A 12,610-nucleotide genomic window follows, 5' to 3' on the forward strand; every position below is an offset into this window, starting at 1 on the left:
CCAAGGAGTTGTCATGACCAACGTCGCTTTCGTTGCTCTCGCTTGCGGTCTCATCATCGGCCTGGGCGCCATCGGCGCTTGCATCGGTATCGCACTGATGGGCGGCAAGTACCTGGAAGCTTCGGCTCGTCAGCCCGAACTGATGAACGCCCTGCAAACCAAGATGTTCCTGCTGGCGGGCCTGATCGATGCGGCGTTCCTGATCGGTGTGGGTATCGCCATGCTGTTCGCCTTCGCCAATCCGTTCGTCGGCTAATGGCATTGCCCGCCGGCGAAACAGGCGGGCCTGACGCTGGCGGCGGCGCGCAAGCGCGCGTTGCCGACTGGCAAAGTATCGAGTGCCCTGGGTTGTCATTCTGATGGCCGGGGCTGCAAGGTGTTAAAGGAACGACCGTGAATCTGAACGCGACGATCTTCTTCCAGATGCTCGTGTTCTTCGTTCTGGGCTGGTTCACGATGAAATTCGTGTGGCCGCCTCTGACGAAGGCGATCGATGAGCGCCGCCAAAAAATCGCCGACGGCCTGGCCGCCGCCGAGAAGGGGAAAGCCGATCTGGCTCAAGCCCAAGCGCGCGTCAGTCTGATCGAGGCTTCTGCCAAATCCGAAACTCACGCCCGCATCATCGAAGCCGAGAAACAGGCTGCTTCGGTGATTGAGCAGGCCCGCCGTGAAGCGGAAGCCGAACGCGCCCGTATCGTGGCCCAGGCTGCCCAGGACGCCGCGCAGGAAGTTCAACGCGCCCGTGAAGCATTGCGCGACGACGTCGCCGCGCTGGCCGTCAAGGGTGCCGAACAGATCCTCAAGCGCGAGGTTGACGCCCGCGCCCATGCCGAGCTGCTCAACCAGCTCAAGGCGCAGCTTTAATCCGGGAACGTCATGGCTGAACTTTCCACTGTTGCCCGTCCCTACGCCGAAGCCCTCTTCGGCGCAGCGCGCGACGACAAGGCCGGTCTGGCGGTGTGGGCCGACCTGGTCAGCGAGATGGCGCAGGTCGCCGCCAATCCCGACGTGCGCGAGGCGATGGCCGATCCGCGTCTGGACGACAAGCAGCGCAGCGAGGTCTTCACCGGCCTCATCAAGTCGCAGCTGCCTCAGGCCGCCCGCAATTTCATCGAGCTGCTGGTCAAGAACGACCGCTTGCTGCTGCTGCCCGTCATCGCCACGCAGTTCGTCGCGCTGAAGAATCGTCACGAAGGCACGGCGCAGGCGGAAATCACCAGCGCATTCGAACTCAGCGACGCTCAGGTAAAAGAGCTGATTGCCGCGCTCGAACTCAAATTCGGTCTCAAGCTCAAGCCGCACGTGTCGGTCGATCAGGAACTGATCGGCGGTGTGCGCGTGGCTGTCGGGGACCAGGTGCTCGATACTTCCGTAAAAGCCCAACTGGCCCGCTTGCGCGATACGCTGGCCGCATAAGGCAGGCGAGACTAACAGGATTCCAGGAGTCAATATGCAACTCAATCCCTCCGAGATCAGCGAACTGCTCAAAAGCCGCATCGAGGGCCTGGGCGCTTCGACTGATGTTCGTACTCAGGGTACCGTCGTCTCCGTGACCGACGGTATCACCCGCATCCACGGCCTGTCCGACGTGATGCAGGGCGAAATGCTCGAATTCCCGAACAACGTGTTCGGCGTGGCGCTCAACCTCGAGCGCGATTCCGTTGGCGCCGTTGTTCTGGGCGACTACACCGGCGTGTCCGAAGGCGACCAGGTCAAGACGACCGGCCGCATTCTCGAAGTGCCGGTCGGCCCCGAACTGAAGGGCCGCGTGGTCAATACCCTGGGCGACGCGATCGACGGCAAAGGCCCGATCAACACCACCCAGACCGACATCATCGAGAAAGTGGCGCCTGGCGTTATCGCCCGCCGCTCGGTGTCGCAACCGCTGCAGACCGGTATCAAGGCCATCGACTCGATGGTGCCGATCGGCCGTGGCCAGCGCGAACTGATCATTGGCGACCGCCAGACCGGCAAGACCGCCGTGGCCGTCGACACCATCATCAGCCAGAAGGGCAAGGGCGTCACCTGCGTGTACGTCGCCATCGGCCAGAAGGCTTCGACGATCAACAACGTGGTGCGCAAGCTGGAAGAGCACGGCGCGATGGAATACACCATCGTGGTCGCCGCCGCCGCTTCGGACTCGGCCGCCATGCAGTACCTGGCCGCCTACGCCGGCTGCACCATGGGCGAGTACTTCCGCGATCGCGGCGAAGATGCCCTGATCGTCTATGACGACCTGACCAAGCAGGCCTGGGCCTACCGCCAGGTGTCGCTGCTGCTGCGCCGCCCGCCGGGCCGCGAAGCCTATCCGGGCGACGTGTTCTACCTGCACTCGCGCCTGCTCGAACGCGCCGCGCGCGTCAACGAGGAATACGTCGAGAAGTTCACCAACGGCGCCGTCAAGGGCAAGACCGGCTCGCTGACCGCGCTGCCGATCATCGAAACCCAGGCGGGCGACGTGTCGGCCTTCGTTCCGACCAACGTGATCTCGATCACCGACGGCCAGATCTTCCTGGAAACCGACCTGTTCAACGCGGGCGTGCGTCCCGCCATCAACGCCGGTATTTCCGTGTCGCGCGTCGGTGGCGCCGCCCAGACCAAGGTCATCAAGAAGCTGTCCGGCGGTATCCGTACCGACCTGGCCCAGTACCGTGAACTGGCCGCCTTCGCGCAGTTCGCCTCCGACCTGGACGACGCCACCCGTCGCCAGCTCGAGCGCGGCAAGCGCGTGGTGGAACTGCTCAAGCAGCCGCAATACCAGCCGCTGCAAGTGTGGGAGCTGGCCGTCTCGCTGTACGCGGTCAACAACGGTTACCTGGACGACGTCGACGTGGCGCAGATCCTGGCCTTCGAAAAGTCGCTGAAGGATCACCTCAAGGCCAAGCACGCCGCCTTGATCCAGCGCATCGAAGACACCAAGGAACTGTCCAAGGACGACGAAGCCGAACTGGCTGCCGCGGTCCAGGATTTCAAGAAGCACGGTGCTTTTTAAGGCAACTGTCTGGCGTAGCGATGGGCGTGCCGCCCATCCTACGGTAGGGCGGGGACAGCCCGGCTGAACCCGCCAAGCCGTTTCAACAGGAAAGCGCAATGCCCGGAATCAAGGAAATCCGAACCAAGATCAAGAGCGTGCAAAACACGCGCAAGATCACCAAGGCGATGGAAATGGTCGCCGCATCCAAGATGCGCAAGGCGCAGGAGCGGATGCGCGCGGGTCGTCCGTACGCCACCAAGGTGCGCGAGATTGCTGCGCACCTGATGCAGGCCAATCCCGAGTACAGCCACCCGTACCTGGTCGAACGCGAAGTCAAGGCGGTCGGCGTGGTGCTGGTGACGACCGACAAGGGCTTGTGCGGCGGCCTGAACACCAACATCAGCCGCGTGACGCTGTCCAAGCTGAAGGAATTCGAGCAGCGCAGCATCAAGGTGCAGGCGACGGCCTTCGGCAACAAGGGTCTGGGCCTGCTGACGCGTATTGGCGCCAAGCTGGTGTCCCAGGAAGTGCAGCTGGGCGACAAGCCCGACCTCGACCGCCTGCTGGGCGCCATCAAGGTGCAGCTGGACGACTACCTGGAAGGCCGTATCGACGCGCTGTACGTGGCGACCACGCGCTTCGTCAACACGATGAGGCAAGAGCCGGTGTTCCTGCGCTTGCTGCCGTTGTCCAATGGTTTGGACGATCCGTTCCAATCGGGCGTTGAGACCCTGGCCAAGACCGCCGAGATCAAGTCGGACTACAGCTGGGACTACATCTACGAGCCGGATGCCAAGAGCGTGATCGACGATCTGCTGCAGCGTTACGTCGAAGGGCTGTTGTACCAGGCCGTGGCTGAGAACATGGCGTCGGAGCAGTCGGCCCGGATGGTGGCGATGAAGTCCGCGTCGGACAACGCGAAGAAGGTCATCGGTGACTTGCAACTGGTCTACAACAAGACCCGTCAAGCCGCGATCACCAAAGAAATTTCGGAAATCGTAGGGGGCGCTGCCGCGGTGTAACCCGGCAGTACTCCGACAAAAGCTATCAAGCAAGGAATCGACATGAGCAACGGAACCATCGTTCAGTGCATCGGCGCCGTGGTGGATATTCAGTTCCCCCGCGATAACATGCCCAAGATCTACGAAGCGCTCACCCTGGTCGACGAGGGTTCCTCGTTCGCCGAGAAGGGCTTGACGCTGGAAGTGCAACAACAGCTGGGCGACGGCGTGGTGCGTACCATCGCGCTGGGTTCCAGCGACGGGCTGCGCCGCGGCATGCAAGTGGCCGGCACCGGCGCACCGATCTCGGTGCCCGTGGGCCACGGCACCCTGGGCCGCATCATGGACGTGCTGGGCCGTCCCATCGACGAAGCCGGTCCCATCGCGTCCGACGAGAAGCGCGCCATCCACCAGCCCGCGCCCCGTTTCGACGAGCTGTCGCCGTCGGTCGAGCTGCTGGAAACCGGCATCAAGGTTATCGACCTGGTGTGCCCGTTCGCCAAGGGCGGCAAGGTCGGCCTGTTCGGCGGCGCCGGCGTGGGCAAGACCGTCAACATGATGGAACTGATCAACAACATCGCCAAGCAGCACAGCGGCTTGTCGGTGTTCGCCGGCGTGGGTGAGCGTACCCGCGAAGGCAACGACTTCTACCATGAAATGGAAGAGTCGAACGTTCTGGACAAGGTGGCCATGGTGTTCGGCCAGATGAACGAGCCCCCGGGCAACCGCCTGCGCGTGGCGCTGACCGGCCTGACCATGGCCGAGAAGTTCCGCGACGAAGGCCGTGACATCCTGTTCTTCGTCGACAACATCTACCGCTACACCCTGGCCGGTACCGAAGTGTCGGCGCTGCTGGGCCGTATGCCGTCGGCGGTGGGCTACCAGCCTACGCTGGCCGAGGAAATGGGCGTGCTGCAAGAGCGCATCACCTCGACCAAGACCGGTTCGATCACCTCGATCCAGGCCGTGTACGTGCCTGCCGACGACTTGACCGACCCGTCGCCCGCCACGACCTTCCAGCACTTGGACTCGACCGTCGTGCTGTCGCGTGACATCGCTGCGCTGGGTATCTACCCCGCCGTGGACCCGCTGGACTCCTCCAGCCGCCAGCTCGACCCGCAAGTCGTGGGCGAAGAGCACTACCAGGTGGCTCGTGGCGTGCAGCAGACGCTGCAGCGCTACAAGGAACTGCGCGACATCATCGCGATTCTGGGCATGGACGAACTGTCGCCGGAAGACAAGCAGGCCGTGGCCCGCGCGCGCAAGATCCAGCGCTTCCTGTCGCAGCCCTTCCACGTGGCCGAAGTGTTCACCGGCTCGCCGGGCAAGTACGTGTCGCTGGCCGAAACGATCCGTGGCTTCAAGATGATCGTCGACGGCGAGTGCGACGCGCTGCCCGAGCAGGCGTTCTACATGGTCGGCACGATCGACGAGGCCTTCGAGAAGGCCAAGAAACTCCAATAAGGATCCGATATGGCTACCCTGCATGTGGATGTCGTCAGCGCAGAGGAAGCGATCTTCACCGGCGAGGCGAAGTTCGTGGTGCTGCCTGGCGAGGCGGGTGAGCTGGGCATTCTGCCCGGCCACACCCCGCTGATTTCGCGCATACGCCCCGGGACGGTCAAGATCGTCCGTGCCGACGAAGGCGAGGAAAACATCTTCGTCGCCGGGGGCATCCTCGAGGTGCAGCCGGGCAGCGTGACCGTGTTGGCCGATACGGCCATCCGGGCCGCCGACCTGGATGAAGCCCGTGCCGTGGCGGCGCGCGAGAAGGCCGAAGAGGCCTTGCGCAACGCCAAGGACAAGGCCGACATCGCCGTGGTCGAAGCCGAGCTGGCCATGCTGGCCGCCCAGGCCGTGGCCGCGCGCAAGCTGCGTCAAGGCCGTACGCACTGATTGCCGGCGGGCATTGCCCGCCGCGTCAGGCAGACAGAGGCGACTTCGGTCGCCTTTGTCGTTTCTGGCGCATCCCCGGACCCATGCCTGCGCAATCTCCACAGTGTGGCGATTGCGAATGGCCGAGCCGCATCGCGACGCGTTAGGCTATGGCTTCGCTCATCGTGAATGAGGCCCATGCCATGCGTGCACTTCTGGAATGCGCCGTACTCGTCATGCCCGACCAGCCGTCGTGGGTAGGCGCGTGGCTGGCCGCCGTGCGTAGCCCCGAGGCCCGCCTGGCCGACCGCCTGCGCCTGCACGAATACCCGCTGTCGGGCGGGCGCGATGGGCTCGCCCTGGGGCAAGCCGCCATGAGCCTGCGCCGCTTCGACGCCTTGCTGCTGCCCGTGCAGGCCTCCACGCTGGGGTGGGCGCGTCTCGTGCTGGCGCAAGCCAGCCCGGCGCTAAGTACCCCGGTGCTGGTACTGGTGCGCGACCTGACCGCGCCGGCCATCGCCGACCTGCTGCGCCTGGGCGCGCGGGATTTCCTGCGTGTGCCGGCCTGCCTGGAGGAGCTGCGCGTCAGGGCGTCGCGCGCCTGGCGCGCCATCCCGCCGCCGGCGGCAGGCGCCCGGGCCGCCGTGCCGGTGCCGGGCGCCGAGCCTGGCGGCGGCCGCGGGCCGGGCGCGCCCACAGATCCGGGCGAAGGCGACGGCTATCGCCTGCCCGGCATGCCGGAAACCGCCGATGCGTCGGCAGCGGCGCCGTGCATGCTTGCACAGACACGCGCGCCCTATGCCGCGACGCTGGGCGACGCCCGGATGGCGGTACAGCGAGAGCTGCCTTTCCGCCAGGCCAAGGCGCAGGTGGTGGGGCGGTTCGAGCGTGCCTATCTGCGCGGGGCCCTGGCGCGCCACGGCGGCAACGTGGCCCAGGCGGCGCGTGCCGCCTGCAAGCACCGGCGCGCGTTCTGGGCCTTGATGCGCAAGCATGGCATCGATGCCCGGCCCTATCGCGAGGGCGTGGCCGGCGCGTGGCCCTACGAAACGGCTCCGCCCCGGGACCCCGCCGACGAGGCTTGAACGAGCCTTTCCCGTCCCGCGGGCAGGAAATTGCCAGGGCAGTAAAATCACGGCTTCCGATCACCAAGGATAGTCGTGTCTGTTGCCCCTTTGAAGAACGATGTGTTCCTGCGCGCCCTGCTGCGCGAGCCCGTACCATACACGCCGATCTGGCTGATGCGTCAGGCCGGCCGTTACCTGCCGGAATACAACGCCACACGGGCCCGTGCGGGCTCGTTCATGGGGCTCGCGCAAAATCCCGACTACGCCTGCGAAGTCACGCTGCAGCCGCTGGCGCGCTACCCCCTGGATGCCGCCATCCTGTTCTCCGATATCCTGACCGTGCCGCACGCCATGGGCCTGGGCCTGGATTTCGCACCTGGCGAAGGGCCGCGTTTCGCGCATCCGGTGCGCGATGAGTCCGATGTGGCGAAGCTGGCGGTGCCCGACATGGACAGCTTGCGCTATGTGTTCGACGCAGTGCGCACGATACGCCGCGAACTCGACGGCCGCGTGCCGCTGATCGGCTTTGCGGGCAGCCCCTGGACGATCGCCTGTTACATGGTCGAAGGGCGCGGCAGCGACGACTATCGCCTGATCAAATCGATGCTGTATGGCCGGCCCGATTTGCTGCACCGCATCCTGGAGATCAACGCCGAGGCCACGCGCCACTATCTCAATGCGCAGATCGATGCCGGCGCGCAGGCCGTGATGCTGTTCGACAGCTGGGGCGGCGTACTGGCCGACGGCCTGTTCCAGCAGTTTTCGCTGGCCTATACGCGGCGCGTGGTGGAAGGCCTGACGCGCGAGCGCGAAGGCCGCCGCGTGCCGGTCATCGTGTTTACCAAGGGCGGTGGGCAGTGGCTCGAGGAAATCGCCGCATGCGGTTGCGATGCCGTGGGCCTGGACTGGACGGTCAACCTGGGCACGGCGCGCCGCCGGGTGGCCGACGCGGTGGCGCTGCAGGGCAATCTCGATCCCATGACCTTGTTCGGCGGCGCCCAGGCGGTGCGCGCCGAGGCGCGGCGCACGCTGGACGCGTTCGGTCCGGTCGGCAAGGGCGGCCACGTGTTCAACCTGGGGCACGGCATCTCGCAATACTCTCCGCCCGAGGTGGTCAGCGAGCTGGTCGACGAGGTGCACACCTACAGCCGCGCGCTGCATGCGGGGTAAGTGGGCGCTTCGCTTTCAAACGGCCTGGGAAGGCGCTGCCGTGCCGAGTTGTGCACAGCAGCGCAAAGTTTCGGGAAAACCCCCAATACCTGCCTCGTAGTCTGGAAAATATATATAAGCTCATGAATACAAAAGAAAAATATGAGCTTATTGCAGACGCGAAACCAAGCCAGGCAGGCACGGCCCTGAAAGCTCGCACCCTTGCCAGCGTTTTTTCCCCAAAGTTATCCACAGCCTGGAAACTTGTGTGGATATCACTATGAGGCGCCGCAGGGTTAGCGCCAGAATCCAGAATTCACTTTAAGTATGAGCGACGCGTCTTCCGCCGATCCCGCCTTGCCCGCCGCCGACGCGGCGGGCGTCTGGGTGCGCGTTGCGCTGGACGTCCCGTTGCCGGGGCCGTTCGATTACCGCAGCGCAGCGCCATTGCCGCTGGGCGCGCGCGTGATCGTGCCGTTCGGGCGGCGCAAGCTGGTCGGGGTGGTGGTCGAACATCCGGCCCAGCCGTCCATCGACCCGGCGCAGGTGCGCGAGGTCGAGCAGCCGCTCGAAGACCTGCCGCCGATGCCGGCCGACTGGATGCGGCTGGCGCGCTTTGCGGCCGATTACTACCAGCGGCCGCTGGGCGAGGTCATGCTGCCGGTGCTGCCGCCGCCGCTGCGCAAACCGTCGGCTTACCAGGGCAAGCGCTCCGGCCTGGGACCCGTGGCGCGCCTGGACGCGCGCAAGCCGCGCGCCGAGGTAGCGGTGGCGGCCGAGCCGGACCAGGCGCCCGAACTGAATGAAGCGCAACGCGAGGCGGTCGACACCATCGGCGCGCTGTCGGCGTTTCAGCCGGTCCTGCTGCACGGCGTGACCGGCAGCGGCAAGACCGAGGTGTACCTGCATGCGGCGGCGCGCGTCTTGCAGGCCGGGCGGCAGGTCCTGCTGATGGTGCCCGAGATCAACCTGACGCCGCAGCTCGAAGGCGCCTTGCGTGCGCGCCTGGAGGCGCTGGTCGGGCCGCAGGGCGTGGCCATCCTGCACAGCGGGCTGGCCGATGGCGAGCGCGTGCAGGCGTGGGCGCGCGCGCAGCGCGGCCAGGCCCGCCTGCTGCTGGGCACCCGCATGGCGATTTTTGCGCCCCTGCCGGAGCTGGGCCTGATCGTGGTCGACGAAGAGCACGATCCTTCCTACAAGCAGCAGGAAGGCCTGCGCTATTCCGCGCGCGACCTGGCCATCTGGCGCGCCCGCGACCTGGATATCCCGGTGGTGTTGGGTTCGGCCACGCCGTCGCTGGAAAGCTGGCAGCATGCCGAGCGCGGCCGCTACCTGCGCCTGACGCTGCCCGGCCGGGCGCGCGCCAGCAGCCTGCCGGAGATCCGCCTGATCGACACGCGCCGGCTGCAACTCAAGCAAGGTCTGGCGCCGCAGTTCATCGAGGCGATCGGCCAGCGGCTCGAACGCGGCGAGCAGTCGCTGGTGTTCCTCAACCGGCGTGGCTACGCGCCCGTGCTGCATTGCGCGTCGTGCGCATGGGTCAGCCACTGCCCGCGCTGCTCGACGTTCACGGTGCTGCACCGCGGCCCGGGCGCGGGCGGCTATCGCCTGCAGTGCCACCACTGCGGCTACCAGGCGCCGGTGCCGCGCGCCTGCCCGGAGTGCGGCGACCAGGACCTGGAGCCCATGGGACGCGGCACGCAGCGCATCGAGGAGCAATTGGCCGAGTGGTTTCCGCAGGCGCGCATCGCGCGCATCGACGCCGACAGCACGCGCCGCAAGGGCAGTGCGCAGGCGCTGTTCGCGGCCGTGCATGCCGGCGAAGTGGACATCATGGTCGGCACGCAGATGGTGGCCAAGGGACACGACTTCGCGCGGCTCGGCCTGGTGGGCGTGCTCAACGCCGACTCCATGCTGTTCGCGCACGACTTCCGCGCGCCCGAGCGCCTGTTCGCCCAATTGATGCAGGTGGCCGGGCGGGCGGGCCGCCATGCCGCCGGCGCGCAGGTCCTGATCCAGACCGGCTATCCGGAGCAACCGGTCTATCAGGCCCTGTTGCGCCACGATTACGCCGGCTTTGCGCGCCACGCCCTGCAGGAGCGCGAAGACACAGGGCTGCCCCCGTTTGCCTATCAGGCCTTGTTGACCGCCGAGGCGCGCGAACTGACGGTGGCGCAGGGCTTTCTGCAGCGCGCGCGCGACCTAGCCACGGGCGAGCCATGGCCCGGCGTGGACGCGATTACACTCTACGATCCCGTGCCGCTGCGCGTTGTGCGCGTGGCCCACGTCGAGCGTGCCCAGCTGCTGATAGAAAGCACCAGCCGCCCCGCCCTGCAGGGTTTCCTGACGGCCTGGGCGGCCTGCCTGCCGCAACTGGCCGCCGAGGCGCGCGTACGCTGGCAACTGGAAGTCGATCCGCTGGAGATCTGAGCGGGGCCGGCGCCGGCGCTCGAACCCGTACTCTGACCGAACATGTCCGCAAGCGATACCTCGATAGGCAGTGGCCTGAATCCCTCCCAGAAAGAAGCCGTGCTGTACCTGGACGGGCCGTGCCTGGTGCTGGCCGGCGCGGGCAGCGGCAAGACGCGCGTCATCACGCAGAAGATGGCCTATCTGTTGCGCGAGTGCGGCTACATGGGCCGCAACATCGTGGCGCTGACCTTCACCAACAAGGCCGCGCGCGAAATGGCCGAGCGCGTCAAGACCCTGGTCGATCCGAAGCTGGCCAAGGGGCTGACCATCAGCACCTTCCATGCGCTGGGCGTGCGGCTGCTGCGCGAAGAGGCCGCGCATGCCGGCCTCAAGCCCCAGTTCTCCATCCTGGACGCCGATGACGCCATGAGCATCATCCAGGAGTTGCTGGCGACCACCGACCGCGGCCGGCTGCGCGAGGTGCAGTCCATCATCTCGCTGTGGAAGAACGCCCTGCTCACGCCGGACCAGGCGGCGGCCGCCGCCATCACGCCCACCGAAGTCGAGGCCGTGACCGTCTACCGCGGCTACGCGGCGACGCTGGCGGCATACCAGGCGGTGGATTTCGACGACCTGATCCGCATTCCCGCCGAACTGCTCGAGCGCAACGAAGAGGTGCGCACGCGCTGGCAGAACCGGGTGCGCTATCTGCTCGTGGACGAATACCAGGACACCAACGTTTGCCAGTACCGCCTGGTGCAGCTGCTTACCGGTGTACGGGCCATGTTCACGGCAGTGGGCGACGACGACCAGGCCATCTACGCGTGGCGCGGCGCCACCATCGAGAACCTGGCCAAGCTGACCACCGACTATCCCAATCTCAAGCTGATCAAGCTGGAGCAGAACTACCGCTCGGTGCAGCGCATCCTGGCCGCCGCCAACAACGTGATCGAACGCAACCCCAAGCTGTTCGAGAAGAAGCTGTGGTCGGACCTGGGTCATGGCGAGCCCATCATCGTCTCGCCGATGAATGGCGACGAGCACGAGGCCGAGTCCATCGCGATGAAAGTGTCGGCGGCGCGCTTCGAGCGCCAGGCGCAATGGAAAGATTTCGCCATTCTTTATCGCAGCAATCATCAATCGCGCGTGCTGGAGCAGGCGCTGCGCAACCTCAAGATTCCGTACACCATCTCGGGCGGCCAGAGCTTCTTCGACAAGGCCGAGGTGCGCGACATCCTGGCCTACCTGCGCCTGGTCGCCAACGACGAGGACGACCCTGCCTTCATCCGTGCCGCGACCACGCCCAAGCGCGGCATCGGCCAGGGCACCCTGCAGACGCTGGGCCAATACGCCGCGCAACGCCAATGCTCGCTGCTGGCCGCGGTGGACGAGGCCGGGCTCGAGAGCCTGCTGGCGCCGCGCCAGCTGGAGCCGCTGCGCACCTTCGCCGAGTTCGTGCGGCGCATCCAGTGGCGCGCCGGACGGGGCGTCGAAGGCCAGCCCGCGCGCGCGCCGGAGCCGGCCGGCCAGATCCTCGATGACCTGCTCTCGGCCATCCAGTACGAACGCTACCTGTACGACATGCTGGAAGAGCGGCCGGCGCAGACGCGCTGGCAGAACGTGCTGGAGCTGACGGGCTGGCTCAAGCGCAAGGCCGAGGAGGACGGCATGACGTTGTTCGACCTGGTGCAGCACGTCGCGCTGGTGACCATGCTCGAGCGCGGCGAGGAAGAAGAGCCGGACGCGGTCAAGCTGTCCACCCTGCACGCGTCCAAGGGGCTGGAGTACCCGCACGTCTACCTGGCTGGCGTCGAGGAAGGCCTGCTGCCGCACCTGGGCAAGGACGACGAGGACAGCGGCGACCCCGCGCGCGCCGCCGAGACCCTGGCCACGCGCATCCAGGAAGAACGCCGGCTGATGTACGTGGGCATCACGCGAGCGCAGCGCAGCCTGAACCTGAGCTGGTGCAAGAAGCGCCGCCGCGCGCGCGAAGACGTGGTGCGCGAGCCTTCGCGCTTCATCGAGGAGATGGGCCTGGGCGACGCCAAAGTGCAGGAAGACGAAGCCACGCGCGCCATGAGCCCCAAGGAGCGCCTGGGCATGCTGAAGGCGCTGCTGAAGAAGGACTAGCG

General features: G+C 66.4%; 11 protein-coding genes. All 11 read left to right on the forward strand.

What is annotated here, in order from left to right:
* Nucleotides 1-13 precede the first annotated feature (13 nt).
* The 11 genes from atpE to EL288_RS01965 all read left to right on the forward strand — a co-directional run bounded on the left by atpE (nucleotide 14) and on the right by EL288_RS01965 (nucleotide 12,608).
* Nucleotides 14-256 carry a F0F1 ATP synthase subunit C gene (atpE, locus tag EL288_RS01915; protein WP_003815363.1) on the forward strand — a complete coding sequence of 81 codons (243 nt, stop codon included), beginning with the start codon at nucleotides 14-16 and terminating at the stop codon, nucleotides 254-256.
* A gap of 137 nt (nucleotides 257-393) precedes the next feature.
* Nucleotides 394-864: a F0F1 ATP synthase subunit B gene (locus EL288_RS01920; protein ID WP_003815350.1), complete on the forward strand. Its 471-nt coding sequence runs from the start codon at nucleotides 394-396 to the stop codon at nucleotides 862-864.
* A gap of 12 nt (nucleotides 865-876) precedes the next feature.
* Entirely contained in the window at nucleotides 877-1,416 is a 540-nt protein-coding gene (locus EL288_RS01925) for a F0F1 ATP synthase subunit delta (RefSeq protein WP_003815348.1), read from the forward strand.
* Between the two features lie 34 nt (nucleotides 1,417-1,450).
* Complete coding sequence (gene atpA / locus EL288_RS01930) at nucleotides 1,451-2,992, forward strand: F0F1 ATP synthase subunit alpha (protein WP_003815346.1); 1,542 nt, start codon at nucleotides 1,451-1,453, stop codon at nucleotides 2,990-2,992.
* 98 nt (nucleotides 2,993-3,090) lie between these two features.
* Nucleotides 3,091-3,996, forward strand: a complete 906-nt coding sequence (atpG, locus tag EL288_RS01935; protein WP_003815344.1) for a F0F1 ATP synthase subunit gamma — start codon at nucleotides 3,091-3,093, stop codon at nucleotides 3,994-3,996.
* Between the two features lie 42 nt (nucleotides 3,997-4,038).
* Complete coding sequence (gene atpD / locus EL288_RS01940) at nucleotides 4,039-5,439, forward strand: F0F1 ATP synthase subunit beta (RefSeq protein WP_003815343.1); 1,401 nt, start codon at nucleotides 4,039-4,041, stop codon at nucleotides 5,437-5,439.
* Nucleotides 5,440-5,448: 9 nt separating this feature from the next.
* Nucleotides 5,449-5,871: a F0F1 ATP synthase subunit epsilon gene (locus EL288_RS01945; RefSeq protein WP_003815341.1), complete on the forward strand. Its 423-nt coding sequence runs from the start codon at nucleotides 5,449-5,451 to the stop codon at nucleotides 5,869-5,871.
* A gap of 182 nt (nucleotides 5,872-6,053) precedes the next feature.
* Nucleotides 6,054-6,935, forward strand: a complete 882-nt coding sequence (locus EL288_RS01950) for a hypothetical protein (protein WP_033450601.1) — start codon at nucleotides 6,054-6,056, stop codon at nucleotides 6,933-6,935.
* A gap of 75 nt (nucleotides 6,936-7,010) precedes the next feature.
* On the forward strand, nucleotides 7,011-8,087 hold the full coding sequence (gene hemE / locus EL288_RS01955) for a uroporphyrinogen decarboxylase (protein ID WP_003815337.1): 1,077 nt from the start codon (nucleotides 7,011-7,013) through the stop codon (nucleotides 8,085-8,087).
* A 306-nt stretch (nucleotides 8,088-8,393) separates the two neighbouring features.
* Nucleotides 8,394-10,496 carry a primosomal protein N' gene (locus tag EL288_RS01960; RefSeq protein WP_033450588.1) on the forward strand — a complete coding sequence of 701 codons (2,103 nt, stop codon included), beginning with the start codon at nucleotides 8,394-8,396 and terminating at the stop codon, nucleotides 10,494-10,496.
* Nucleotides 10,497-10,538: 42 nt separating this feature from the next.
* Nucleotides 10,539-12,608: a UvrD-helicase domain-containing protein gene (locus EL288_RS01965; RefSeq protein ID WP_003815333.1), complete on the forward strand. Its 2,070-nt coding sequence runs from the start codon at nucleotides 10,539-10,541 to the stop codon at nucleotides 12,606-12,608.
* The last annotated feature ends 2 nt before the right edge of the window (nucleotides 12,609-12,610 follow it).

The organism is Bordetella bronchiseptica (assembly GCF_900636925.1).
Classification (GTDB): Bacteria; Pseudomonadota; Gammaproteobacteria; order Burkholderiales; family Burkholderiaceae_B; genus Bordetella; species Bordetella pertussis.